26 protein-coding genes, 1 tRNA gene and 1 pseudogene are annotated in these 22,234 nt (G+C 72.8%); 14 read left to right on the top strand and 14 right to left on the bottom strand.

Going from position 1 to position 22,234, the window contains the following annotated elements:
- The first annotated feature begins 150 nt into the window (after nucleotides 1–150).
- Nucleotides 151–492, top strand: a complete 342-nt coding sequence (locus ABZ924_RS26705; protein WP_361914754.1) for a hypothetical protein — start codon at nucleotides 151–153, stop codon at nucleotides 490–492.
- Between the two features lie 16 nt (nucleotides 493–508).
- On the opposite strand, the gene ABZ924_RS26700 is transcribed toward ABZ924_RS26705, so the two are convergent.
- Entirely contained in the window at nucleotides 509–967 is a 459-nt protein-coding gene (locus tag ABZ924_RS26700; protein WP_361914751.1) for a hypothetical protein, read from the bottom strand.
- A 187-nt stretch (nucleotides 968–1,154) separates the two neighbouring features.
- Here ABZ924_RS26700 and ABZ924_RS26695 point away from each other — a divergent pair, with 187 nt between their 5' ends.
- Nucleotides 1,155–1,787, top strand: a complete 633-nt coding sequence (locus ABZ924_RS26695; RefSeq protein WP_361914749.1) for a GNAT family protein — start codon at nucleotides 1,155–1,157, stop codon at nucleotides 1,785–1,787.
- Between the two features lie 69 nt (nucleotides 1,788–1,856).
- Here ABZ924_RS26695 and ABZ924_RS26690 read toward each other — a convergent pair whose 3' ends face one another.
- The gene (locus ABZ924_RS26690) at nucleotides 1,857–4,454 is read right to left on the bottom strand and encodes an MDR family MFS transporter (RefSeq protein ID WP_361914746.1); all 2,598 of its coding nucleotides are present in this window, start codon (nucleotides 4,452–4,454) and stop codon (nucleotides 1,857–1,859) included.
- Between the two features lie 123 nt (nucleotides 4,455–4,577).
- Between ABZ924_RS26690 and ABZ924_RS26685 the strand changes: the two genes are divergently transcribed.
- From ABZ924_RS26685 to ABZ924_RS26675, 3 genes are read left to right on the top strand one after another with little or no spacing between them, the layout of a single operon-like run.
- Complete coding sequence (locus tag ABZ924_RS26685) at nucleotides 4,578–5,255, top strand: NB-ARC domain-containing protein (protein ID WP_361914743.1); 678 nt, start codon at nucleotides 4,578–4,580, stop codon at nucleotides 5,253–5,255.
- Nucleotides 5,177–5,689 carry a hypothetical protein gene (locus tag ABZ924_RS26680; protein WP_361914783.1) on the top strand — a complete coding sequence of 171 codons (513 nt, stop codon included), beginning with the start codon at nucleotides 5,177–5,179 and terminating at the stop codon, nucleotides 5,687–5,689. Before ABZ924_RS26685 ends, ABZ924_RS26680 begins: the two co-directional genes overlap by 79 nt.
- Nucleotides 5,575–5,925 (top strand): hypothetical protein, encoded by a 351-nt coding sequence (locus ABZ924_RS26675; protein WP_361914740.1) that lies wholly within the window; start codon nucleotides 5,575–5,577, stop codon nucleotides 5,923–5,925. The genes ABZ924_RS26680 and ABZ924_RS26675 overlap by 115 nt, the downstream gene beginning before the upstream one ends.
- Nucleotides 5,926–5,997: 72 nt before the next feature.
- Here the strand turns inward: ABZ924_RS26675 and ABZ924_RS26670 are convergent.
- Nucleotides 5,998–6,072 (bottom strand) — tRNA-Trp (locus ABZ924_RS26670).
- Between the two features lie 247 nt (nucleotides 6,073–6,319).
- Here ABZ924_RS26670 and ABZ924_RS26665 point away from each other — a divergent pair.
- The 3 genes from ABZ924_RS26665 to ABZ924_RS26655 all read left to right on the top strand — a co-directional run bounded on the left by ABZ924_RS26665 (nucleotide 6,320) and on the right by ABZ924_RS26655 (nucleotide 8,598).
- Nucleotides 6,320–6,793: a hypothetical protein gene (locus ABZ924_RS26665; RefSeq protein ID WP_361914737.1), complete on the top strand. Its 474-nt coding sequence runs from the start codon at nucleotides 6,320–6,322 to the stop codon at nucleotides 6,791–6,793.
- A 1-nt stretch (nucleotide 6,794) separates the two neighbouring features.
- Complete coding sequence (locus ABZ924_RS26660) at nucleotides 6,795–8,063, top strand: MAB_1171c family putative transporter (protein ID WP_361914780.1); 1,269 nt, start codon at nucleotides 6,795–6,797, stop codon at nucleotides 8,061–8,063.
- 79 nt (nucleotides 8,064–8,142) lie between these two features.
- Entirely contained in the window at nucleotides 8,143–8,598 is a 456-nt protein-coding gene (locus ABZ924_RS26655) for an NUDIX hydrolase (protein WP_361914734.1), read from the top strand.
- Nucleotides 8,599–8,704: 106 nt separating this feature from the next.
- On the opposite strand, the gene ABZ924_RS26650 is transcribed toward ABZ924_RS26655, so the two are convergent.
- The 5 genes from ABZ924_RS26650 to ABZ924_RS26630 form a co-directional block, all read right to left on the bottom strand.
- The gene (locus ABZ924_RS26650; protein WP_361914730.1) at nucleotides 8,705–9,592 is read right to left on the bottom strand and encodes a helix-turn-helix domain-containing protein; all 888 of its coding nucleotides are present in this window, start codon (nucleotides 9,590–9,592) and stop codon (nucleotides 8,705–8,707) included.
- Nucleotides 9,593–9,852: 260 nt separating this feature from the next.
- Entirely contained in the window at nucleotides 9,853–10,950 is a 1,098-nt protein-coding gene (locus ABZ924_RS26645; protein WP_361914727.1) for an NAD(P)-dependent oxidoreductase, read from the bottom strand.
- 101 nt (nucleotides 10,951–11,051) lie between these two features.
- The gene (locus tag ABZ924_RS26640) at nucleotides 11,052–11,531 is read right to left on the bottom strand and encodes an NUDIX hydrolase (RefSeq protein WP_361914724.1); all 480 of its coding nucleotides are present in this window, start codon (nucleotides 11,529–11,531) and stop codon (nucleotides 11,052–11,054) included.
- Nucleotides 11,528–12,067 carry a DUF6624 domain-containing protein gene (locus tag ABZ924_RS26635; RefSeq protein WP_361914721.1) on the bottom strand — a complete coding sequence of 180 codons (540 nt, stop codon included), beginning with the start codon at nucleotides 12,065–12,067 and terminating at the stop codon, nucleotides 11,528–11,530. Before ABZ924_RS26635 ends, ABZ924_RS26640 begins: the two co-directional genes overlap by 4 nt.
- 275 nt (nucleotides 12,068–12,342) lie before the next feature.
- A complete protein-coding gene (locus ABZ924_RS26630) occupies nucleotides 12,343–12,531 on the bottom strand; it encodes a PQQ-binding-like beta-propeller repeat protein (RefSeq protein ID WP_361914718.1) in 189 nt (62 codons plus the stop codon).
- 92 nt (nucleotides 12,532–12,623) lie between these two features.
- Here ABZ924_RS26630 and ABZ924_RS26625 point away from each other — a divergent pair, with 92 nt between their 5' ends.
- On the top strand, nucleotides 12,624–13,121 hold the full coding sequence (locus ABZ924_RS26625; protein ID WP_361914716.1) for a hypothetical protein: 498 nt from the start codon (nucleotides 12,624–12,626) through the stop codon (nucleotides 13,119–13,121).
- Nucleotides 13,122–13,396: 275 nt separating this feature from the next.
- Nucleotides 13,397–14,554, top strand: coding sequence for a DNA gyrase subunit B (locus ABZ924_RS26620; RefSeq protein ID WP_361914713.1), 1,158 nt, complete (start codon nucleotides 13,397–13,399; stop codon nucleotides 14,552–14,554).
- Between the two features lie 102 nt (nucleotides 14,555–14,656).
- On the opposite strand, the gene ABZ924_RS26615 is transcribed toward ABZ924_RS26620, so the two are convergent.
- Nucleotides 14,657–14,998: a HopJ type III effector protein gene (locus tag ABZ924_RS26615; protein WP_361914711.1), complete on the bottom strand. Its 342-nt coding sequence runs from the start codon at nucleotides 14,996–14,998 to the stop codon at nucleotides 14,657–14,659.
- A gap of 134 nt (nucleotides 14,999–15,132) precedes the next feature.
- Nucleotides 15,133–16,299: an FAD-dependent monooxygenase gene (locus ABZ924_RS26610; protein WP_361914708.1), complete on the bottom strand. Its 1,167-nt coding sequence runs from the start codon at nucleotides 16,297–16,299 to the stop codon at nucleotides 15,133–15,135.
- Between the two features lie 110 nt (nucleotides 16,300–16,409).
- Between ABZ924_RS26610 and ABZ924_RS26605 the strand changes: the two genes are divergently transcribed.
- Nucleotides 16,410–17,228, top strand: coding sequence for a TetR/AcrR family transcriptional regulator (locus ABZ924_RS26605; protein WP_361914705.1), 819 nt, complete (start codon nucleotides 16,410–16,412; stop codon nucleotides 17,226–17,228).
- A 26-nt stretch (nucleotides 17,229–17,254) separates the two neighbouring features.
- Here ABZ924_RS26605 and ABZ924_RS26600 read toward each other — a convergent pair whose 3' ends face one another.
- On the bottom strand, nucleotides 17,255–17,473 hold the full coding sequence (locus tag ABZ924_RS26600; protein WP_361914702.1) for a hypothetical protein: 219 nt from the start codon (nucleotides 17,471–17,473) through the stop codon (nucleotides 17,255–17,257).
- 93 nt (nucleotides 17,474–17,566) lie between these two features.
- Here ABZ924_RS26600 and ABZ924_RS26595 point away from each other — a divergent pair, with 93 nt between their 5' ends.
- A complete protein-coding gene (locus ABZ924_RS26595; RefSeq protein ID WP_361914699.1) occupies nucleotides 17,567–18,226 on the top strand; it encodes a helix-turn-helix domain-containing protein in 660 nt (219 codons plus the stop codon).
- Nucleotides 18,223–19,137 (top strand): SDR family oxidoreductase, encoded by a 915-nt coding sequence (locus ABZ924_RS26590; protein ID WP_361914696.1) that lies wholly within the window; start codon nucleotides 18,223–18,225, stop codon nucleotides 19,135–19,137. The genes ABZ924_RS26595 and ABZ924_RS26590 overlap by 4 nt, the downstream gene beginning before the upstream one ends.
- Before the next feature lie 133 nt (nucleotides 19,138–19,270).
- Here ABZ924_RS26590 and ABZ924_RS26585 read toward each other — a convergent pair whose 3' ends face one another.
- Both ABZ924_RS26585 and ABZ924_RS26580 read right to left on the bottom strand, forming a co-directional pair.
- Complete coding sequence (locus ABZ924_RS26585) at nucleotides 19,271–19,855, bottom strand: GNAT family N-acetyltransferase (protein WP_361914693.1); 585 nt, start codon at nucleotides 19,853–19,855, stop codon at nucleotides 19,271–19,273.
- Entirely contained in the window at nucleotides 19,852–20,784 is a 933-nt protein-coding gene (locus ABZ924_RS26580) for a MerR family transcriptional regulator (RefSeq protein WP_361914690.1), read from the bottom strand. The genes ABZ924_RS26585 and ABZ924_RS26580 overlap by 4 nt, the downstream gene beginning before the upstream one ends.
- 160 nt (nucleotides 20,785–20,944) lie before the next feature.
- Between ABZ924_RS26580 and ABZ924_RS26575 the strand changes: the two genes are divergently transcribed.
- Nucleotides 20,945–21,781, top strand: a complete 837-nt coding sequence (locus tag ABZ924_RS26575; protein WP_361914687.1) for a class I SAM-dependent methyltransferase — start codon at nucleotides 20,945–20,947, stop codon at nucleotides 21,779–21,781.
- A gap of 338 nt (nucleotides 21,782–22,119) precedes the next feature.
- Here ABZ924_RS26575 and ABZ924_RS26570 read toward each other — a convergent pair.
- Nucleotides 22,120–22,191: pseudogene (locus ABZ924_RS26570) on the bottom strand (zeta toxin family protein); the annotation flags it as partial.
- Nucleotides 22,192–22,234: the final 43 nt, after the last annotated feature.

The following is a 22,234-nucleotide window of genomic DNA, read 5'->3' as shown; positions in this document are numbered from 1 at the left end:
GGCTGGCTGGGGTGGGGTGCCGTGAGGGGGCGACGGTACGGGCTCTAGGGTGGGTTCGGGGTGGCGTGCAGCCGGGGTGGGGTGTCGGCTGTGGCACCCGGCTCAGGCATGGGGCCCATGGCCCGGATACGTTCCTCTTCAGGAGTACCTATGGCGCGCTCGCTCGATGGTCTCGTCTTCGTACCGGTTGCCGACCAGGCGCCGGGGCAGGTCGGCCGGCAGACCCGGTTCGAGTACCACGAGCAGGACGACCGGATCTGGGCCGAGTACGCCGGCGGGGACGTGGCCCGGGGGTACCTCGTCGGCACCCGCGCGGGCGACGCCCTCGACTTCCGCTACGTCCAGCTCCGCCTCGACGGCAGCACCGCATCCGGGCACTGCACCTCGCTCGTCAGCGAGCTGCCCGACGGCCGCCTCCGCCTGGAGGAGACGTGGACCTGGGAGTCCCAGGAGGGCAGCGGCACGAGCGTGGTCGAGCAGCCGCCCGCCTGAGCAGCCCGGCGGTCCGTCAGAACGAGCGCTCGGTGAACCAAGTCGCCTGGCTGGACGGGTTGGTCAGGTCGAAGGTGGTGCCGGAGAGGCGTCCGTCCGGTCCGCGCACCCCGGTGTACCGCCCCACGGGTCCGTGCGACCAGCCGATGGTGAAGTAGATGTTCTGGCCGTCCACGGCGCCGTCCCGCAGGGTACCGACCGTGTTTCCGGAGGTGACGGTGCCGTAGAGGTGTCCGGCCGCGTCCTGGGTGAGGTCCACCTTGACGGTGGCGTTGCTCTGGTAGATGTACCAGACACCGCCGGCGAAGAAGCCGGGCGCACGGACCGACTGCACGGCACTCGGAGCAGTGGCTGCAGCACCTGCGGCGCTCGCGGGAGCCGCCAGGCCGGCCGCGGTGGCCGAGAGTACGACCGCTGCGGCTGCGGCTGCGGCTGCGGTGGCGAGGCGCTTGGTCATACGGCGCGAAAGGGACATGGACTCTCCAGGAGTGGCCGGGGCCGATCGGTTCGTTGGGGTGTGCATGAACTTCGATCGCAGCCATACCCCCGCCTGCTCCTTTGAGCCCTGCATTCACCTGAACGGGGCAGCAGGAGCTGCATTCCCCGGCCATGGCAGGCTGTGCACGCACCGGAGTTCGTACTACTGATCGGGGAAGGAACGCATGGGCTTCGCGCTCGAGGGACCGCTGCTGGAAGGGACGCTGGTACGTCTGGAGCCGCTGGACCACCGTCACGCGGCCGGGCTGGCCGCGGCCGCGGAGGAGGAGCGCAGCTCCTACGGCTACACCTGGGTTCCGCGGGCGGCCGAGATCGAGGAGTACATCGACGGCCAGCTCGCCCGCGCAGCCGCCGGCACGGTGGCCCCGTACGCCCAGGTCGACCGGGCCACGGGGCGGGTGGTCGGGGCCACGGGCTACCTGGATGCGCGGCCCTGGCCCACCGGGGAGGACGGGCTGTGCGCCGTCGAGGTCGGCTACACCTGGCTCGCCGCCTCGGCCCAGGGCACCGGCGTGAACACCGAGGCCAAGTACCTCCTGTTCCGGAACGCGTTCGAGAACTGGGGCGTGGCGCGCCTCGACCTGAAGACGGACGCCCGCAACGAACGCTCCCGGGCCGCCATAGAACGCCTCGGGGCACGCTTCGAGGGGGTGCTCCGCAACTGGGCGCGGTCGTGGGCGCCGGGCGAGGACGGCCGGCTCCGCGACTCGGCGATCTTCTCCGTGACGGCCGAGGAGTGGCCGGACTGCCGGGCGGAGTTGGAACGCCGCCTCGACCGGGCCCTCGCCCGCCGGTGACGTCCCGGAGGGACGCCCGCCCTCCGCCCGGAGCTCGTCACGCGCAGGGCGCAGGCCGCGCTGAGACCGTCAACCCGCTGCCGGCGCGGGCGGCACGGTGTCCTCGCGGGATCGGCCCGTCACCAGCAGCCAGACGACCACGGCGGCGAGCAGCATGCTGCCGGCGCCCCACCAGAGCGTGTCGTCGTACGCCTTCAGCAGCCCCAAGCTCATCGAAGCGGCCGGCGGCAGGCCCTCGTGCTGCATCCGGTCCGCGACGAGGGTGCCGACCAGCGCCGCCCCGAGGGCTCCGCCGATGTGCTGGACCGCGGTGACGCCGGCCGCGGCGCCGCCGGACCGCCGCGGGTCGGGGGCGGACGTCGCGAGGGCGAAGAGCGGGGTGAAGGCCAGGCCGGCGCCCAGACCGGTGAGCAGCATGCCGGGCAGGACGAGGGTCACGTACGTCCCGGCGCCGGACTCGAGGTCGCTCAGGAGCACCAGCCCCGCGGCCGTCACCACCAGGCCCGTCACGATCAGGACCCGGGGCGCGACCCGCGGCAGGAGTCGGGCGGAGATCTGGGTGGAGCCGATCACGACCGCCGCGACCAGCGGCAGGAACAGCGTTCCCGTCATGGCCGGCGCATGGCCGAGGACGACCTGCACGTAGAAGGGCAGGACGGTGAACGGGACCAGCAGCCCCATGCCGAACAGCAGCACCGCGAGCAGGCAGCCCAGGCGGTTGCGGTCCGCGAAGACGGACGGCGGGAGGAGGGGGCGGGAGGACCGGGTCTGCCACCACAGGAAGCCCGCGAGCAGCAGGACGCCCGGTGCCGGCAGCAGGATGTACCCGAGCACGCTCCAGCCGCCCTCGGAGAGCCTGTCCAGGCCGTACAGGAGGGCAGCGAGCCCGACGACCCCGAGCAGCAGGCCGGGGACGTCGGGCCGGACGCCGCCGCGGGCGCCGGAGGACGAGTCACCCGGACGGTCGTGCGGCAGCGCGACCACCGCGCCGATCAGGGCGATCACGGCGAGCAGGGCACCGGCGAACAGGGACACCCGCCAGCTCGCCGCCTCCACGACCCAGCCGCCCGCGAACAGGCCGACGGCCGAACCCCCGCCGGCGATCGCCGCGTACACCCCGAAGGCCTTGCTGCGCTCCTTCGGGCCGGTGAAGCCGGAGGCCACGAGCGACAGCGCGGCCGTGGTCAGCAGTGCGCCGAAGACGCCCTGCAGAGCACGCGCTCCGATCAGCACGCCGGGAACGGTGGCGACGCCGCCGAGCACGGACGCGAGCGCGTACCCGACCAGGCCGATGGCGAGGGTGCGCTTGCGTCCGAGCAGGTCCGCCAGGTGCCCGCCGAGCAGAAGCGCGGCCCCGAAGGCGAGCACATGGACGGTGAACAGCGGGCCCAGGAGGCCGGTGGACAGCCCCAGGTCGGCCTGGACCGAAGGAGCCGCCCAGCTGAAGTTCGCCGTGCCCATCAGCACCGTCAACTGGGCCAGGGCAACGGCTGCGAGCCCCTTCCAACGCCTGGGATGCGGTTCCCCGTACGCAGCGGAGGCGGACACGGAGCCGGCGACGGGCTCGGACCAGGCGCGCGGCGGCGGCCCGAACCCCTGCCCCGGGCCGGAGTGCGCCGGTGCGGTCTGGGCGTACGCGGGCGGCGGAGGCACAGCCTGGGACGGCAACGGCAACGGCAACGGCAACGGCAACGCTGACGATGACGGCAACGGCAACGCGGGCCCGGAGGAACTGCCGGACCCCGCGTCCCCGGCATCCCCACCTCCCGCCGGCACGTAGTCCAGCAATCGGGCGGCATGCCGCCCCAGTTGGGCCAGCACGCTTCCCGGCAGCCACTCCTCGGCCTCGTCCCCGGCCGTCCGCTCGGCCACCTCCCGCGGCGTCGGTCGCGAGTCCGGGTCCTTGTGCAGGCAGGCGCCGACGAGGTCGACGAGCGCATCCGGCACCCCGGTCAGGTCCGCCTCCTCCTCCGCGACCCGGAAGAGGTGGGCGTTCAGCCCGGTGTCCGGGGCGCCGAACAGCAGGCGCCCGGTGGACGCGTACACGAGGACCGCGCCCAGGCAGAAGACGTCGCTGGCAGGCGTGAGCGGCAGGCCCCTGACCTGTTCCGGCGACATGAAGCCGGGGGAGCCGATCAGCATGCCGGTGCGGGTGTGCAGGCTGTCCCCGGCGAGGCTGTCCATCGCGCGGGCGATGCCGAAATCGATGACGCGGGGCCCGTCGACCGTCACGAGGACGTTGGACGGCTTGAGGTCGCGGTGGATCAGGCCGGCCCCGTGCACGGCCTCCAGGGCGAGGGCGAGCCGGTTGGCGAGGGTACGGACCGAGTACTCGGGCAGCGGGCCGAAGTCCTCGGCGACCACGCCGTGCAGGTCCGGACCCGGAATGTACTGGGTCGCCACCCACGGCACGGCGGCCTCGGGATCGGCGTCGAGCACGGCCGCCGTCCAACTCCCGCCCACCCGCCGCGCGGCCGCCACTTCCCGGGCGAAACGCCGGCGGAACTCCGGATTCCCGGCGTGGTCGGCCTGTACGACCTTCACGGCCACGGTACGCCCGGCCTCGGAACGCCCCAGGTACACCAGTCCCATGCCGCCCGCACCCAGCCGGGCGATCAGGCGGTACGGGCCGATGCGGCGCGGGTCTTCGGTGATCAGCTGCTCCACGGCAGCAAGGTAGTCCAACTCTCCGGCCGAATAGGGCCGGTTGGGGGATCCCTTGGTCACGATCGGGCGGCGGATCCCCTGCGGGCTCCCGCCGCCCCCGCCATCGTCGGGCGGGGGTGGCGCATGCGTCGTGCCGTGTTCAAGGGCGTGTCGCTCGCCGGCGTCATCGCCGTGGTCGCCGTACTCGCCTCGCCGGCCGCCAACGCCGCGACGGCGCACGACCGTTGGCCCGGAGTCCCGGACCGGATCCGGCAGCAGCCGTGGTGGTGGGTCGGCGGTCTCGGGGCCGTGGCCGTCCTGGCCGCGTCGGTGGCGGCCCGGCGGCAGGAACGCCCCTCGGCGGGGGCCGCGGACCCGCCGCCACCGCCCGTCGAGCCGGTCCCGTCATGGGTGGTCGACCGTACGGAAGGGGACCGGGCGGTCGCGCCGGGGAGCCGTGGCGATCACCACCTCGCTGGAGGGCGCGGGCGGCTTCGGCAAGACCACCCTGGCCAAGGCGGTGTGCGCCCACCCCCGGTCCGCCGGCGCTTCCGCGGGCGGATCTACGTGGTCACCCTCGGGCGGGACCTGCGCGGACGGTCCGCCGTGGCCGCGAAGGTGGCCCAGGTGACCCGGTACATCACCGCGGACACCAGGACCTTCGACGACCCGCACCTGGCCGGCGCGCACCTGGGCCGACTCCTCGACCAGCGGCCGCGCACCCTGCTCGTCCTGGACGACGTGTGGGAGGAGAAGCAGCTCGCGCCCTTCCTTCAGGGCGGCGGACGCTGCGTACGGCTGGTGACCACCCGGATCTCCTGACCAACCGGCTGATCGCCGGTCAGGTCGCCACCGGGGCCGATCCGGCCGCCGTCGCCCGTGAGGCCCTGGACCGCCTGCGGGTGCACGGGCCGGCCGCGGGGGAGGGGAGGGGGCCCGTCGACGTCCTCGACGGTCCGGGGCGCCGGGCCCGGGCCGTACGGGCCGCCGTGGAGGCCGCCACCAGCCTGCTGCCCGCGGGCGGCGCCCCGCGGCTGGCCGAACTCGGCGTGTTCGTCGAGGACGAGTCGATCCCCGTCCCGCTCGTCGCCAGGCTGTGGGCGGCCTCGGGCGGCCTCTCCGAGTCCGGGGCCCGCGCGCTGTGCGGCGTACTGGACCGCCTCTCCCTCGTGTCGCTGAGCCCCGAGGACGGCGGCCGGGCCATCCTGCACGACGTCGTCCTCCGGGGCTCGGGGCGTGGCAGCGCCGTACCCTGACCGGGAACGGCACGGGGCTCCGCGCGGTCGCGGTCACCCCCGACGGGTCACGGCTCGCCACCGGCGACGCGGACGGCACCGTACGGATCTGGTCCACCGCCACGTGGACCGCCGGACCGGACCTCGCCGGACACCGCGGCGCCGTACCTCTGCGCTCCTGCGCCCGGAGCCCCGAGGGCACGGACCTGGCTGCGGCGGGGCTCGGCGGCCTCTACCTCTTCCCCCTCCACACCTGACGGCCGGTCGGACGGGCGGCGACGCGGCGGTGGGGATGTCACATCGGACGCGGGAGCCGGAGCGCGCGGAGGCGGGGCCGGCCGGAGTTGAACCGGCGTCCTCGCGATTTTGGAGACCGCGCGCGTCGACCTCTGCGCTACGGCCCCGCCCGGTCCGCATTCTAGGCAGCTCCGGTGTGGGGCCCTGCCGGGGCAGGGGGCGGTCCCACTGGCTTAGGATTTCGAACTTCGGTGTGGTCTTGTCCGGGGAGGGTGAGGGGCGGTGCCGGAAGGAACGTTTCTGGGCCGGCTCGCTCGCATGGGCAGGCGGTCCGAGGGGTCGGTTGCGCGTCGTGTCGTACGCAAGGAGGCGCGGCGGGCGCTGCGGGAGATGCCGCTGCCCCGACCCTTCAGCATGCCCGCCCTCATCGCGGGCATCGAGGCGGAACGCGGCCGGCGGATCGAGCTGGTGGCGGTTCCGGACCGGCTGCTCGGCCAGAGCGACGTCTGCGGGCTCTGGATCCGGCACGAAGAGGTCCCCGTGGACTTGGTCTTCATCCCGGAGAGCATTTCCGGCTACCACCGCCAGCGCGTCCTCTTCCACGAGCTGGCCCACCTGTGGTGCGACGACCCGGAGACATACACCGGGCAGACGGCGACGCTGCTGCCGGGCTTCTCCCCCGAGCTCCTCGGCCGCCTGGCCGGCGCGGGCCCGTTCATGGCCAGGCACCGCTTCGACACCCACGTCGAACTGCGTGCCGAGATGATCGCCGATCTGCTGCACCAGGAGGCGTTCGCCTCCGCCCCCGTCGAGGACGGCACCCTGCAGGGTCTCGACGACACCCTTTCCCATCCCTTCTCCCGCCCGCCCAGGAGCCGTCTTGACTGACATGCTGACGTACGGCGTCGTTCTCCTGCTCCTCGTCCAAGTCGTGTGGAGACTGCCCGCCGCGATACGGGGGCGGGTGCGCGAGCGCTCGCTGTGGGGTGCCTTCGCCGCGCTCGCCTGCGCCTGGCTGATGCGCAGCAGCCTGGGCAGGAGCCTCGTCGACGGCCTCGGCGTGGACGACCTGGCCACGCTGCTCAAGCACTGCCTGACCATCGCCGGGATGTGCGTGCTGCTCCGCTACATCGCCGCCGTGTACCGCGAGGGCGCGGCCGGCGGGACGCCCACCCGCCAGGCGCGGGTGACGGTGGCGGTCCAGCGGTACGCCGTGGCCGCGGCGGTCCTGGCGTGCGCCGGCATGGCGGCGGTGTTCCTCCTCGTCCTGCACCGCGGGCCGGTGCCGGTCGACTCCCACTTCGTGGACCGGCACGCCGGCGAGCCCGGTCTCGCCGTCTACATGACGCTCTTCTACGGCTACAGCGGCGCCGTGATCACGCTCTGCGGGTACCAGTGGGCCAGCGCGGCCCGCCGGGCGCCGCGCCTGGCACTGCGCACCGGCCTGCGCGTGATGGCCGCCGGCATGGCGCTCGGCACGCTGTACTCGGCGGTCCGGGCCGTCTACAGCATCGTCGTCGCCCTCCACCCGATCCCGGCCGACGCCGCCCACCTCCAGGAGGACGTCACCGACGGCCTGCTCTACGTCGCCTTCCTGTGCTGGGGCCTGGGCGTGATCGCCCCGGCGACGCAGGCCGCGGTGAACCGCGTACGGGCGTACAGGATGCTGGCGGGGCTCCATCCCCTGTGGCGGGACCTCGCGCTCACCGCCCCGGACATCGTGCGCCACGCCCCCAGCCGCACCCTCCCGGGGCGCCGCGCCGCGGACCGCCTCGACACCCTGCGCGACCTGGTCTCGCACGACGTCTCCCCCCACGTACGCCTGGGGCGCTACGTCACCGAGATCCGCGACGTCATCCACGCGTTGCGCCGGCAGGCCCCGCACGACCTCTACCAGGTCGCGCTGGAGCTCGCCGAGAGCGAGGGGCACACGGACCAGGACGCCGAGGCCGTCGCGCAGGCGTACTGGATCATGGCCGCCCGCTCGGCCATGCGGGCTCCGGTCCGCGAGCCGGGCGTACCGGCCGAATTCCCTCCCGCCGGAGAGGACTTCTTCTCCGAGGAGGTGCCGTGGCTGCTGCGCGTCTGCGAGGCATACACGCAAGCGGATCCCGCTGTCGCGGAGGAAGTGCTGGAGGACGCCCGCGCCTCCGCCTGAAGGCCCTTGAACAGCAACTCGGCAGCAACTCAGCAGCAATTCCGCGATCTGAGCAACTCACCACAGGAGCAACTCACTCATGACCACATCCGCCGTCCGTACGAAGGCCACCGCATCGGCCGCCGCCATCGTCAGGGACGAAGAGGGCCGGGTGCTCATCGTCAACCCCGTCTACAAGGAGCGGTGGAACCTGCCGGGCGGCCACGTCGACGAGGGCGAGCTCCCGACCGCGGCCGTCCGCCGCGAGCTCCGCGAGGAGGTCGGCCTGGACGTCGAGATCGGCGATCTGCTGGTCACCGCCTGGGTCACGCGGCCCGAGGGGTCCCACGTCTTCTACGTGTTCGACGGCCCGCAGCTGACCCCGGAGCAGCAGCAGGGCATCACCCTGCAGGACTCGGAGATCGGCGAGTACCGGTTCTCCCTGCCCGAGGACATCTCTCCCGACATGATTCCGCCGTTCGCGCTCGCCATCTGGCGCAAGGCGCTGGTGGCGCGCGAGGAGAAGCGGGCCGCGTACGTCGAGCTCGCCCTGTAGGCGCATTCCGGGCGCCGCCCTGGTGCCTTCGCCGGTCGCGGGCGGAGGCACCACGGCGGCGCCCTCCGCGGTGTGCGGACGGGAGGCCGAGGCGCCGGGTGGACGCCTACTTCGGCCGCATCCCGTCGACGACGCCGCCGATGAAGTCCAGCAGCTCCGCGGGGAGCGCATCGCCGCCCCCTCGGGCCGCGAGTCCGGCCAGCCCTCCGCGTACGAGGCGCATGCCGCTGATGATGCGGTGCACTTCGGCGTCGTTGCTCCTGAAGAACAGCGGCGGAACGGCCAGGGCGGCCGCGAGCGCGTCGAGGACCTCGTCGGGCACCGCTTCCACCTCGCCGGTGCGCAGGGCCCGTACGAGTCCCTCGCTCAGCACCACGGCGCGGACCTTCGTGTTGCCGAGACGGGCGATCTCGGCGTCGGTGGGGTGCGGGGCGGTGTAGGTCTCCTCGAGGAGGTGGGTGATCTTCTCGGCGATGGTGACCGGCAGACGGGTCGTGCCCTTCGGTACGGCGTCGTCCGGCGCGGGCTGCTGCGGGGTGCGGCTCTCCGGTACGCCGGCCGGAGGCGTCCGGGGGTCGGGGTTGAAGGACCGCTCCTGCGCGGCCAGCAGGTCCGGCACCGCGACCCCGTACGCGTCCGCCAGCACCGGCACGAACTTCTCCGCCAGGCGCCGCCTGCCCCGTTCGGCGTTGGCCACCGGGCCGGCGCTGCGGGTCCCGGTGAGGGCCGCCGTCTGGTACTGGGAGTAGCCCGCATCGCAGCGCAGATCCGCGAGGTCCGGGGGCAGGAGCCGGGGAAACAGCTCGTCCAGGTCCATGCCGAGCGCCTGCGCGAGGGCCGGGAGCTTCTCGCCGTCCGGCACCGACTTGCCGCTCTCCCAACCGACGACGGCCGGCACGGAGACGCCGAGGCGTTCGGCGATCTCTGCCTGGGTCAGGTCGGCGGCTCGGCGTACTTTGCGGAGCAGGTGTCCGTCGACGTGACGAACAGGCATGAGCTCTCCTGGGCTGGGTCGGCAGGGGACGTACCAACTTTACCGAGTGGCAACTTGATTGGTTCGCCAAACCTAGATAACTTCATTTCAGCGAACGGGGGTCGCTCCTCCGGGCACTGCACTGCACCGGCTTCTGCCTTGTATTGCAGTGCCCTGCCGTGGACCGAAGCACGGGGGGTGCTTCGGTCCACGGGTCCGAGGACTCCGTACGTACACAGGCAACCGATCGAGGGATCGACGGGGCGCGCTGGACGGAACGTTCATCGGACACCCGCCGGCCAGTGGTCGGCGGCCGGGACCGCAAGCCCGTGCTCCTCGATGTGGCGCGCGAAGCCGGCCACCAGTCTGCGTGAGGCCTCCTGCATCGCCGAACGGGTCATGCCCGCGGAGTGCGGGGAGAGGGTGCAGTGCGGGTTGTCCCCGAGAGGGGAGGCGAACTCGGCGCCCTCCGTCTCGAAGACGTCGACCGCCGCGTGCCACGGGCCCGACGCAGGGTCCCGTAGGGCGCGGTCGAGGTCGGCTTCGCGGACCACGCTCGCCCGGGCGGTGTTGACCAGGACCGACCCCGGCCGCATCAGCCGCAGTTCCTCCGCCCCGATCAGCCCGTTCGTCTCCGGTGTGGCCGGCACGTGTACGGAGACGACGTCGCAGCCCCGGAGCAGCTCTTGCAGGTCTTCCACCCGGCGGCCGGGCCAGTCGGCCGCGCGTTCGGGTGTGAAGCGCGGCGATCCGAACACCCACACCTCGGCGCCGAAGGCGCGCACCAGCTCAGCCACCCGCCGTGCCGTGGCCCCGGAGCCGACCAGTCCCACGCGCGCGCCGCTGAGACTCCCCGTGGGCAGGTTCGCGGTCGCCGCGGCCCAGGAGCCCTCCCGCAGGGCCCGTGCGCGCTGGGACACGCCGCGCAGGGCGTCGAGCATGAGGGCCAGGGTCAGTTCGGCGACGGCGCCGGCGTTGGCTCCGGGGGTCGTGAGGAGGGTGACGCCCAAACGGTGCGCGGCCGCTGCGTCGAAGGTGTCGGAGCCCGCCGCGGCCCGGCCGGCCAGTACCAGGCGGTGCCGGAGGGAGTCCGAGGTCGCGCGCTCGAGCACGGCCTCGGTGAGGGGGATGCCCGCCCGGCACTTCAGGGCCTCGTAGCCGAGGCCGCCGTCCTCCAGCTGCCGGGCCAGCTCCTCCTCCGCGAACCCGTCGAAGTCCACGGTGCGCCAGCGGGCCGCGATGCGGGACCTGAGCTCGGGTTCGGCCACCCGCCGGAGGTTGGCCGTCGGTTCGAGGCCGAGGCGGGCGAGGTCCGCCAGCTCGGTCAGGGCCGTGGTGCCCGGGGCACAGTCCACGACCAGGACACGGCCCTGCTCCAAGAGAAGCCCCCTTGTGGTTCGACGCTGCGACGATCGGAATTGTTGATCAACACCGTAGCCGGTCGCGGCTCGGGGCGGTGTCTCGGGGGACTTCGAGGCGGTCAGCGTTCCAGGTACGCGACGGTCCCCGTACGACGGGCTTCATCGGTGGACTTGAGGCGGGCGAAGTCGCCGGGGCTCATGATGTGCTCCCACTCCTGGAGGGTGTGGACGCGGAGTTCGGCGTGTTCGTCCGGGTCGAGGGTGATGGCCTCGATCTGGTCGTCCGTGAGCCGGCCGCCGTCGAAGATGACGCCGAACTTGTTGAGCGGCCAGCCGTTCCCCCGGGTGGTGAAACGGACCGCGAGGAGCTTCTGCGGGCCGGCGAAGGTCAGCTGCGTTTCCTCGAAGCACTCCCGCAGGGCGCACTCCCAGGGCGTCTCGCCGGGATCCATGTTGCCGCCGGGCCATTGCCAGGTGTCCTCGGGGCGGACGGCGCGGAGTTGGATCGGGCGGCCGGCGGTGTCGGTGAAATACAGGCCTGCGTAGCTGGTGGCGTTCGCGATGGTCTTGACGTACTCCTCGGGCGGGATCCAGGTCATGCCGTGGCCTCTTTCTCGGTGGACCCGTACGTTGCGCGCACGCGCCGATCGTACGCCGCGGCCGTCTCCAGGCCCATGGCGGCCCGGCGCTCGTCCAGGTGCTCCGCATCCCGCACGGGCCGGGGGCGGAGGTTCTCGCCCTCGCCGGTGTATTGGGTCCCGTAGAGCTGGAGTTCGCCGGAGGCGACCAGAACCCGGTCGGTGAGGTAAGCGAGGTGTCGGGGCGGGGCGTCGCCGGCTTCTACGGCGGCCTTCAGCAGGCCCAGGGCCTCGCGCTGGAGGTCGGGTACGCGGTCGGCGTGTTGGACGAGCAGCCAGGCGTCGTCAGCACCCTGCTCGCCCACGAGGGAGAAGCCCGGCCAGCCGTGCTCGGCGATGACCTCCGTGAGCCACGCGGTGTTCTCGGCGTCGATTCGGAGGAGGTCACCCGGCTCGCCGGTCCGGAGGAGCTGCCGACGCACTGTCTGATCGCGCGTCGCGCGCCTGCGCAGTTCGGCGGCGACATCCGGTACGGCCGGACCTGCGGTCGTGCTCATGCGGCGGCCTCCCCGAGCATCGTCCCGGTCGCTAGCGGTCCGGCAAGCAGGTCTGCCCTTGCCGGGTCGCCGAGGTGGGCGTGAGCGGACATACGGCTCCTCCCTGCGTCGGAGACGGGCTCAGTCAACCCTCTCCGGATGTGGGCCGATACGGTAGACCCCGGTTCGGGTGAACGGTTCCGACGCGCGTTCGGTGGGTGTCGCAGCCGGAGCCGACTGTCGTCGTTGTCGCGGACGCTCCCGTGCACCCCGAGCGTGTCTGTGCCCGTCAGGGCTCAGGTGCCGGCTCCCGTGGCCGTGTCCAGGGCGTGGAGGGATTCCTTGTCCTTGCCGGTGACGTACAGGACCCCGCCGGCGAGGCGCAGGGCGCTTCCGGTGACGGTCGAGGTCCACAGCTTCGTGCCGGTGGCCGCGTCCAGCGCCTGGACGTGGGGATCCTCGACGGTCTCGCTGACGTAGACCACCCCGCCTGCACCGGCCAGCGTGGCTCCACGAGGACGACCGGCGCTGGCACGCGGCAATCGACTTGGACCACCTGTACAACGGACGGTCCTACGTGGCGTTCGGTTGCCTGTTCGGTATCCGGAACGCCTCCTTCGAGCCCCTCGCCGCTGACCGCGGACTGCCCCCGGATGCGTCCCCCGAGGCCCGGGCCCACTACGAGGACTGGGGCGGGGCGTACGGCGGGTCCTGGATCACCTGGGCGGAGCTGCAGACGGTCGACTGGGAAGAGGCCTCGACCGAGGTGGACGAGTGCGTGCACGAGTACCGCCGGGGCGCTGACGGCGCCTGGGAGCTGTACGGCCTGAACAGCAGCCTCGACCGCTTCGCCGAGCTGTCCGGCATCGAGGACCCGCGGGTCCTGCAACGGGCCGGGCGCACCCACCCCGAGGGCAGCGAGTGGCACGACGGCGACCGCCTCTTCCGCATCGAACGGCTCCGACGGAGGCAGGCGGTGCCCGACGAGGAATGGGGCGCCGTCTGGACCGTCATGCGTACGCTCGCCGGCCTGCACGGTGACGACGGCGTCCGACTCGTCGTCTGGTTCGGCTGACCCGGCAGCCCTGGACACCAAGCTGCCGGACCGCTCGACTCGCCTTGAGATTCGCGGAATTGGGGACCTCGGCGCGGCCGGAAAGGGGGCCGTGTGCGGGCTTGCCGGCCCATCGGCCGAACTCCGGCAGCGGTCGGCGACCCGGGTGGTCGGCCGCGGCCGGGCAGGCGCGCACCGGCCGGTCTGCGACTTCGGAAAACCGGCTCTGACCTGGTGATTTCAGTGGATCCGCCTAGGCTGGGGAACGCTGCTGAAGACCAAGGGAGGGGGAGTTCGTGGGCGAGAACGACAACGGGTACGACGCCAGCCAGATCAAGGTGCTGGGGGTGATGGAAGGCATCCGGAGGCGCCCCGGGATGTACGTCGGCTCGACCAGCGAGCGCGGCCTGCACCAGCTGGTGTACGAGGCCGTCGGCCGGGCGGTGAACGAGGTCCTGGCCGGCCGCGCCGGCTCCGTCGACGTCACCCTCATGCCCGACGGCGGCATACGCGTGTCCGACGACGGCGACAGTGACGCTCACGGGCTCGAAGCCCTGCTGACGCGCCTGCCCGCCGGGGTGGCGCCCGGGCACCGCCGCGCCGCGGAAATCAGCCCTCTCGGCGTCGGGCTCTGCGTCACCAACGCCCTGTCGAGCCGCCTGACGGCCGAGGTGCGGCGCGCGGGGGTCCGCTGGGTCCAGGAGTACGCGCGCGGCGACGCCCTCGCCCCGCCTGCCGCCGCGGGACCGGCGGCCGGAAGCGGGACCACCATCGTGTTCCGGCCCGACGCCGACGTCTTCGGGGCGGCGCAGTGCTCGTACGCCGTGCTGGCGGAGCGCTTCAGGGAACTGGCCTTCCTGAACCGGGGCCTGGACATGTCGCTGACCGACGGACGGGAGTCGGACGGGCCCCGCTCGGAGCGGTTCCGGTTCCCGGGCGGGGCACGGGAGTTCGTCGCCTTCCTCGATGCGGGGGCAGTCGCCGGCGTTCCGGCGGACGTCATCGGCTTCGAACGGGAGGATCCGCGCATGGCGGGGACGGTGGAGGTGGCCCTGCGGTGGCGTGACTCCCGCGATTCCCGCGATTCCGGCGAGGAGCGGGTGCGAAGCTTCGCCAACAGCAGGCCGACCCCCGGCGGCGGCACGCACGTGGCGGGCTTCCGTGTCGGGGTGGCGGCCGCGGTCACGGCGTACGCACGGGACCGGCGGCTCCTGACCGCGGCGGATCCCGATCTCGGCCCCGACAGGATCGGCGAAGGCCTCACGGCGGTGGTGTCGGCAAAGCTGGACCGTCCCGAGTACCTCGGCGCCACCCGTGGCGAACTGGGCGGCGCGGCGGTGTGCGCCTGCGTCGAACAGGCCGTCCGGGAGCACCTCGGCACATGGCTGGAGGCACATCCGGAGCGCGGCGACGCAATAGTCGCCCGGCTCGTCCGCGACGCCCGCCGCCAGTGAGCGTCGCGGGCGCAGGGGCAGACGCCCGTGCAGCAATGCTGCCCGCGTGCGAGCCGGCGGATGTCGAACCGGCATCCGCGGCCGGGATTGCCGGTTCGCCGTTCAGCTCTTACGGGTCAACGGCTGCTCCGCAAAGCTGACCCCTGCCAGTCCGTGGGCCATGAGGTTGCGGATGTTGCCGTGATCAGTGCCGTTCGGCGTCGCGAGCACACTGCGATAGTGCTCACCGAATGCCAGCAGGGCTTCCTCGTCGCTCAGCCCTTCCAACAGGGCCAGTCCCAGGGTCTTGCAGGAACCCTCGTTCTCACCGGCGGCATTTTCCAGTTCCCCGTTCCGGAACGCCTGAGGCTGATACTCGTAATGCGCGGCGATGAAGGCCAAGGTGTCGGCGAACTCGTGCTCGCCTGACGCAAGGCTGGCCCGCAGCGATTTCAGATCAGTCATGTCGTTTCCCTCGGGTTGAACAGACGATTCGATTGCCGTCCGTGACCGGACGACAATACCCCCTGGAACTTCCAACCGAATTCAGAGCTGTCCCGAGCCGGCCGCGATATTCGGAATGATCCGAAGGAAACGGCCTAGTCGGGCAAAGCGACCGAGGTGCTGACTTTTTCGCCCAGCCTCAGCATGCCGTTCAGGAAGAGGGGGCGGGACAGCAGGGCGTTGCGGATGCGTATGCGGGTGGCGGTGGCGGGGGCGAGGAACTTGCCCGTGCGGTCGCCGCCCGACTGGCAGCCCTTGGCGTACGTGCGGAGCCTGTTCTCGTACCGGGTGAAGGCCGTCCGGTGGTCGCCCCCGGCTCGGGCGAGTTCCCCGGCCAGTACGTAGGCGGCGACGACTGCCGTTCCCGTTCCCATGCCGCCGATGGTGGCCCCGCAGGCGGCGTCGCCGATGAGGCAGACCCGCCCCTTCGACCAGGTGTCCACGTCCGCCCGGCTGATCGAATCGAAGTACAGGTCGGGGGCCCGGTGGAGGGAGGCGAGCAGGCGGGGGACCTCCCAGCCGAGGCCGGAGAACGCGTCGTCGACGAGCTGCTTCTGCTGTTCCGGGTCGTGGCGGTCGTACGAGAGCTGCGGCGAGGCGAAGACGAAGAACGCCCCCGCCCGGTCCGGGTCCCGGTGGTCGGCGCCGACGGAGGCCAGCCGCCCCGGGGCGTTGTATCCGACCGAACCCCGCCGCAGGCCCAGGTCGTTCGGCAGCTGCCAGGTGGCGGCGTAGTAGCCGAGGTGGCTCACGTACTCCTCCTCCGGGCCGAAGGCGAGGCGTCGGACGTTCGAGTGCAGCCCGTCCGCGCCGATGACCAGGTCGAAGTCGCGGGAGGGTCCGCTGCGGAAGTCGACGCGCACGCCGGAGGGGGTCTCGGTGAGGCGGGTGACCGAGTCGTCGAAGAGGTACTCGGTGTGGGGGGCGCTGTGCTCGTACAGCACTCGGGCCGGGTCCCCGCGGAGCACCTCCAGCTCGCCGCCGGCGAACTCGGCCGGCAGGCGCAGCAGGGTGCGGCCGCGTTCGTCGACGAAGCGCATCGGGCTGCCGCCGGTCTGGACGCGGCGCAGCGCGGGGAGGAGGCCCATGCGGTCCAGCACGGTGAGGTGCGCGGCGCCGCGGAAGTCGACGGCCTGGCCGCCCTGACGCAGGGCCGGGGCCAATTCGACGACGGTGGGCTTGAAGCCGTGGCGTCCCAGCCAGTGGGCCAGGGCCGGGCCGGCGATGCTCGCACCGGAGATGAGGACGTTCCTGTTTCGCATGGGTTGCTCCTCCTGCTGGCCTTGAAACTGTGTCCCCTGGATACAGTAGATACTGTGTACCGTAGACGCAGTTGGTTTGGTTCGGCAAGGGGGTCCCGGAGGTGGCGCATATGGGGAGTGAGCACGCCGAAGTGGTCCGGCTGCTGTGGGGTCCGCACCCCGTGCCCGCCCGCGGCCCCAAGCCGAAACTCGACCTGGAGCGCATCGCGCGGGCCGGGATCGAGATCGCCGACGCGGACGGGCTGGCCGAGGTCTCCATGCAGCGGGTCGCGGCTCAACTGGGCGTGACGAAGATGGCGCTGTACCGGTACGTGCCGGGCAAGGCCGAGCTGGTCGCCCTCATGGTGGACGCCGCGATCGGCGCCTATCCGGTGTCGCGGGCGCAGACACAGACGCAGACACAGACGCAGGCGCAGGCGCAGGCGCGGGCGGAGGCGCAGGTGCAGGCGGTGGCACAGGCGGAGGGTGCGGGCTGGCGGGGGCGGCTCGAGGAATGGGCCCGGCAGCTGCTCGGGGTCTTTCGCCGGCACCCCTGGGCGCTGGACGCCACCGTCGGGCCTCGGATCATGGGCCCGGGGGAGCTGTCCTGGCTGGAGCGCGCCGTCTCCGCGTTGGACGGCACCGGGCTGACCGGCGCCGAGAGGATGGACGCAGCCGTCCTCCTGGTCGGTCACGTACGCGGCATCACCCATCAGGCCCGCGCGGCAGGCCCCGCGGGCAACCCCGAGGCCCAGTTGGGTGCCATCCTCGCGGATCTGATGCAGGTGCACGGCGAGCAGTTCCCCGCGCTCACTGCGGCCTTCGCCTCGGCGGCCCGGTCGGGCGGGCAGGACCAGGCGTGGGAGTTCGGCCTCCAGCGCATCCTGGACGGCTTGGCCGCGTTCATCGACCGGCTCGATGGGCTGCCGGACGGCCGCGGGGCCGAGTGAGTGCGGCCCCGCCGGCGCGTCGGGAGCTACGGGGGTGATTCGGCCCAGGTCTCCGGGCCGCCCCCTCGCCACTCGACGAGGTCGTGATCGGTCAGGTCGAGGTCCTGGGCCGACTTCACGCCGACCGCTCTCAGGAAGATCGCGATGTCGGACGGCTTCTGCGCCACGCCGATCGCGACGCCGTCCCAGCGCACGCGCCGCCAGCCGTTCTCGTCGGGCGGATAGATGACCAGGCGGGCAGGCATGCCACTCAGTCTTCCGCCGCAGGCACGGCCGTGCACGCCGTGGCCGCCCGTTCGGGAAGCGCGAGCGGCGCGGCCCTCTGTCTGCTTTAATAAATGAACAGGCATTTATTAACGAGGAGGCTGGTGGCAATGGCGCGTCCCCGTGCCGTCGAGGATGGGGTGATCTTGCGCGCGGCTGCCCGGGTGATGGGTCAGATGGGGCCGGCGGGGCTCACGTTGGCTGCCGTGGCGCGCGAGGTCGGGCTGGTGCCCGGCACTCTCGTGCAAAGGTTCGGGTCCAAGCGCGGGCTGCTGCTCGCGCTCGCGGACCTCTCCGCCCGGGAGGCGGAAGAGCTCACCGCCCGCGTCCGCCAGGAGCACACCTCTGCCCTCGACGCCCTGGCGGCGCTGACCGTCGAAGCGTCGGCCGGGATGGAGACCCCGGAGAGTTTCGCGCACCACCTGGCGTTCCTGTGCACGGACCTCACGGACCCGGAGCTCTACGAGCGCGCCCTCGCCGTCCACCAGGCCCGGGGGCGCGCGGTCCACGCCCTGCTGGCGGAGGCGGCAGCCGCGGGTGAGCTCCGCGCCGGGACGGACCTCGCCGCCCTGGCCCGCACGGTACAGGCGATCACCGCGGGCGCAGGGCTGACCTGGGCCCTCGACCGCCGGGGCACCCTCGCCGAGCGGCTGCGCGAGGAACTCGACGCGGTGCTGTCCCCGCACGTCGCACACACCCACAGCCACAGCCGCACCGACTCGGAGGAATCATGACGCAGGACATACGCCGCCCGCTGGCCGGAAAGGTCGCCCTCGTCGCCGGCGGCACCCGGGGCGGCGGCCGCGGCATCGCCGTCGAACTCGGCGCCGCCGGCGCGACGGTGTACGTGACCGGCCGCAGCAGCAGCGCCGGGCGCTCCGCCCTCGACCGCCCCGAGACCATCGAGGAGACCGCCGAGAGGATCACCGCCGCCGGGGGCCTCGGGATTCCTGTCCGCACCGACCACAGCCGCCCCGACGAGGTACGGGCGCTGGTGGACCGGATCGCCTCCGACCAGGACGGCCGCCTGGACGTCCTCGTCAACTCCGTGTGGGGCGGAGACCCGTTGACGGACTGGGAACACCCCCTGTGGGAACAGGACTTGGACACCGGCCTCCGGCTGCTCCGGCAGGCGGTGGAGACCCATGTGATCACCAGCCGGTACGCACTTCCCCTGCTGGTCGCCCGCAAGAGCGGGCTGGTGGTGGAGGTCACCGACGGCAACACCGCCCGCTACCGCGGCTCGTTCTTCTACGACATGGCGAAGTCCGCGGTCATCCGCCTCGCCGTCGCCCAAGCGGCCGAGTTGAGGCCCCATGGTGTCGCGGCCGTGGCGATCACGCCGGGCTTCCTGCGTTCGGAGGCCATGCTGGAGCACTTCGGCGTCACCGAGGACAACTGGCGCGAAGCCGCGTCCAAGGACCCGAACTTCGCCCACTCCGAGACCCCGGCCTACCTGGGCCGCGCCGTCGCAGCACTCGCCGCCGACCCCGACGTCATGGCCAAGTCCGGTCGCGCGCTGGCGACCTGGGGCCTGTACAAGGAGTACGGCTTCACCGATGCGGACGGCACTCAGCCGGACTTCGCCGCGCACTGGGCCGAGAACCTGGAAGAGCAGTTCGGCCCCCTCGGCGACCCGCTGTAGCCCTCCCGCCCCGGCCTTCATCGGCTGAGTCGTTGGAGTCGTTCGAGTCGTTCGAGTCGTTCGAGTCGTTCGAGCGGTTCGATCGGTTCGAGCCGACAGGCCTGACCGGGCGACCGTACGCAGGCGCGGCGGATCAGGGCGTGGGCGCCGCGTGCCGTACGTGGAGGTGGCCGTCGCGGGGAAAGGCGGGCGGGTACGCCGGCAGGAGCCTGTCCAACGCGTAGCCGCTCTTCTGCGCGACCCGACAGGAGGCCGCGTTGTCCGCCTGGTGCAGGAGTTCGAGGCGTTCCAGGCCATCGGCCCGGAACGCCTCGAACGCCCAGGCGGTGAGCGCCTCCAGGGCGCGCGGGGCCACGCCGCGGCCGCGCGCTCGGGCCGCCGTCCAGTAGCCCACCTCGGCGGAGGCCTTGCCGGGTACGACCTCTTTGACGACGGCGCTGCCGGCCAACTGCCGCGCAGCTCCGTCAGGGCCGGCTTCGAGGACGGCGAAGCAGAAGCGTTCGCCCGCCGCCCAGCCCCGTTCCTGTTCCCGCACCCACCGCAGTCCCTCGGCCTCGTCCTCCATCCGGTGGCTCGTCCAGCGCAGCAGATCGGGGTCCCGGTACACCTCGACCAGCGCCGAGGCGTCCTGCGCGCACCACGGGCGCAGGACGAGGGCGGGAGCGGCCGGCGTCGCCGCGGCCGTCAGGGTCGGGCCGCCCGGCGGCTGCCCCGTCATCGCTCGACCCGGGCGCGCAGGGCGCGGACGGACCAGTCGAGCGCAGGTCCCGGACCCTGCGGGCCGGGCCATCCGTTGATGACCGCGAGGAGTTGGACGTACCGCTCCCTGCGGGGGTCGTTCATGCGCTCCAGCCGGGCGAGCAGCTGCCGCCGGGGCTCGGCGGGGCCTCCGTCTCCGTACAGACTCACCAGCCTCGCGACGATCGGGTCGGCCTCCGGCGAGGCCGGGTCGATGCCGGCCGCCAAGGCCGGGGCGACCTCGTGGCGCACGGTCGCTGCGAGGTCCCGGTGCCTGCTCGGCGGTGCCTGCTCCGCGCGCCCGGCCGCGTACTCCTGCGCCATCTGCCGTACGTGGTCGCGGAAATCCGGGTCCTGCGACAGCTCGGCCAGTTCCACCCAGGCCTCGATCTGGTCCGGGCGGGGATCCTCGGGCAGCTCCGGAGTCATGGAGCGCATGATGCCCCGGAACGCGGTGTCGGTGCCCGGGCGGCCGCGGCCGAAGACCGCCTCGAGGAAGTCGTCGACCAGCCGTCGGCGTTCGGTGTCGGACAGTCCGGCCAGCTTGTGCATGAGGTGCGTCTCCTCGGGGGTGGCCCCGCGCTTCGCCACGGCGGTCAGCACCGCCCGCCGCAGCCGCAGGATCCGGATCTGTGCGTCCAGGGCCTCGGCCTGCGCCGCGGCGACCTCCGGGAGTTCCAGCTCCCGGTCCATGACCTGCCGGATGGTCGGAAGGCCGAGTCCGAGGTCGCGGAGTGTCCGTACGAGTTCCAGGCGTGCGAGGGCGTCGTCGCCGTACTGACGGTGGCCGGCCGGGGTGCGGTCGGCGGGCGAGACGATCCCGGAATCGGAGTAGAACCGGATCGTCTTGACCGTGGCACCGGTCTGCCGGGCCAGCTCGCCGATCGAGTAGAGCGTGTCGCCGTTCATGCCCCCACCTTCCGATCTCCCCCCGGGGGAGACGCAAGCCCCGTATGTCTCCGCCCGCTCCCTCCCGAGCAGCCGGAGTCTCTCACGGGTCAGGGTGACGGCGGCCCGGTTCACCCGCGTGTCCGTGGTGCCGGGGGGTCCGGTCGGGCAGGGTGGCGGGGTGAGGGAGCAGCGGTTCGACGTATGGGCTGCCGGTGACGCGTACGACCGGTACATGGGCCGGTGGAGCCGACTGGTGGCGGGGGAGTTCCTGACGTGGCTCGGCGCCGGGGGCGGCTTGCGCTGGCTGGACGTGGGGTGCGGTACGGGCGCGTTGACCGCGGCCGTGGCGGGGCGGTGCCACCCGCGGACGGTGCTGGGGCTCGACCGGTCCGCCGGGTTCTTGGCATCGGCCGGCGCGACCGCCCCCGCGCCGGCGCATTTCGCGGTGGCCGACGCGCTGTCGCTGCCGGTGCGCGACGAAGCGTGTGACGTGGCCGTGAGCGGACTGGCGCTCAACTTCCTCCCGGACCCGGGCGCGGCGGTGGCCGAGGCGGCCCGGGTCGTGCGGCAGGGGCGCGGGGGCGGGCTGGTGGCGGCGTACGTATGGGACTACTCCGGCGGCATGGGCCTGCTGAACTCCTTCTGGGCCGCGGCGGTCGCGCTCGACCCGTCGGCTGCCGCCCTCGACGAGGGCCGACGCTTCCCGCTGTGCCGTCCGGATCCGCTGCGCGCGGTGTGGGAGGGGGCGGGGCTGGCGGATGTGGTCGTCGCTGCGATCGAGGTGCCGACCGTCTTCGCCGGTTTCGCGGACCTGTGGGAGCCCTTCCTGTCCGGGCAGGGGCCCGCCCCCGGCTACGTCGCCACCCTGGCCCCGGCAGCCCGGGACCGGCTGCGCGACGCGCTCGGCCGGGCCGTCCCGACGCGCCCGGACGGCTCGATCCCGCTCACGGCACGCGCCTGGGCGATCCGGGGGACCAGACCGCCCCGGGCCGCCACGGGACGGGCGCCGAGGTGAGCGCCTACGGCGTCCCGGACGCCGGCCGGGGAGCTCCTCGTGCGCTGGTCCGGGACCGGAGCGGCTCCGCAGTTCCTGGAGCAGTCCCAGCGCATGGTCGTGTTCGGGGCCGAACACGAGCAATTGGCCGGCAGCCTGGCGGACCTGGAGGAACACTTGCATGAACTGGCGACTTCGTCCGGCTGGTGGTGGTGCTGCGGGATCGCGCGGCCGCCGATGACGGCCGGGTCGGGGGGAGCCGTTGGACGTCCGTGGGACTCGGGATCGGAACGGCGTCCCGCTCGATCCGGGTCAGTCGCTCGGGCCACTCCGGTCCGAGGGTGCGGCCCGCCGTGCCGGTTGAGGACGTTGGCGACCATTTCGGTGACGCGGCTCTTGCCGGCGCCGGGCTGGCCGATGAGGAAGACCACTGTGGGAGTCGGTAGGGAACAATCCGCTCGCGGGATCCGCTGG

It is taken from the genome of Streptomyces sp. NPDC046876 (genome assembly GCF_040645035.1).
Lineage (GTDB): Bacteria > Actinomycetota > Actinomycetes > Streptomycetales > Streptomycetaceae > Streptomyces.
The sequence above is the reverse complement of the archived record's forward strand: the minus strand, read 5'-3'. Positions and strand labels throughout refer to the sequence as shown.

Excerpts from the sequence above, each read along its gene's own strand:
- ABZ924_RS26700 (WP_361914751.1), bottom strand. The coding sequence starts at position 967 with ATGTCCCTTTCGCGCCGTATGACCAAGCGCCTCGCCACCGCAGCCGCA.
- ABZ924_RS26600 (WP_361914702.1), bottom strand. The coding sequence starts at position 17,473 with ATGCCTGCCCGCCTGGTCATCTATCCGCCCGACGAGAACGGCTGGCGG.
- ABZ924_RS26590 (WP_361914696.1), top strand. The coding sequence starts at position 18,223 with ATGACGCAGGACATACGCCGCCCGCTGGCCGGAAAGGTCGCCCTCGTC.
- ABZ924_RS26665 (WP_361914737.1), top strand. The coding sequence starts at position 6,320 with ATGCCCGCCCTCATCGCGGGCATCGAGGCGGAACGCGGCCGGCGGATC.
- ABZ924_RS26695 (WP_361914749.1), top strand. The coding sequence starts at position 1,155 with ATGGGCTTCGCGCTCGAGGGACCGCTGCTGGAAGGGACGCTGGTACGT.
- ABZ924_RS26705 (WP_361914754.1), top strand. The coding sequence starts at position 151 with ATGGCGCGCTCGCTCGATGGTCTCGTCTTCGTACCGGTTGCCGACCAG.
- ABZ924_RS26650 (WP_361914730.1), bottom strand. The coding sequence starts at position 9,592 with ATGCCTGTTCGTCACGTCGACGGACACCTGCTCCGCAAAGTACGCCGA.
- ABZ924_RS26640 (WP_361914724.1), bottom strand. The coding sequence starts at position 11,531 with ATGACCTGGATCCCGCCCGAGGAGTACGTCAAGACCATCGCGAACGCC.
- ABZ924_RS26635 (WP_361914721.1), bottom strand. The coding sequence starts at position 12,067 with ATGAGCACGACCGCAGGTCCGGCCGTACCGGATGTCGCCGCCGAACTG.
- ABZ924_RS26605 (WP_361914705.1), top strand. The coding sequence starts at position 16,410 with ATGGGGAGTGAGCACGCCGAAGTGGTCCGGCTGCTGTGGGGTCCGCAC.
- ABZ924_RS26660 (WP_361914780.1), top strand. The coding sequence starts at position 6,795 with ATGCTGACGTACGGCGTCGTTCTCCTGCTCCTCGTCCAAGTCGTGTGG.
- ABZ924_RS26655 (WP_361914734.1), top strand. The coding sequence starts at position 8,143 with ATGACCACATCCGCCGTCCGTACGAAGGCCACCGCATCGGCCGCCGCC.
- ABZ924_RS26595 (WP_361914699.1), top strand. The coding sequence starts at position 17,567 with ATGAACAGGCATTTATTAACGAGGAGGCTGGTGGCAATGGCGCGTCCC.
- ABZ924_RS26610 (WP_361914708.1), bottom strand. The coding sequence starts at position 16,299 with ATGCGAAACAGGAACGTCCTCATCTCCGGTGCGAGCATCGCCGGCCCG.
- ABZ924_RS26685 (WP_361914743.1), top strand. The coding sequence starts at position 4,578 with ATGCGTCGTGCCGTGTTCAAGGGCGTGTCGCTCGCCGGCGTCATCGCC.
- ABZ924_RS26615 (WP_361914711.1), bottom strand. The coding sequence starts at position 14,998 with ATGACTGATCTGAAATCGCTGCGGGCCAGCCTTGCGTCAGGCGAGCAC.
- ABZ924_RS26585 (WP_361914693.1), bottom strand. The coding sequence starts at position 19,855 with ATGACGGGGCAGCCGCCGGGCGGCCCGACCCTGACGGCCGCGGCGACG.
- ABZ924_RS26580 (WP_361914690.1), bottom strand. The coding sequence starts at position 20,784 with ATGAACGGCGACACGCTCTACTCGATCGGCGAGCTGGCCCGGCAGACC.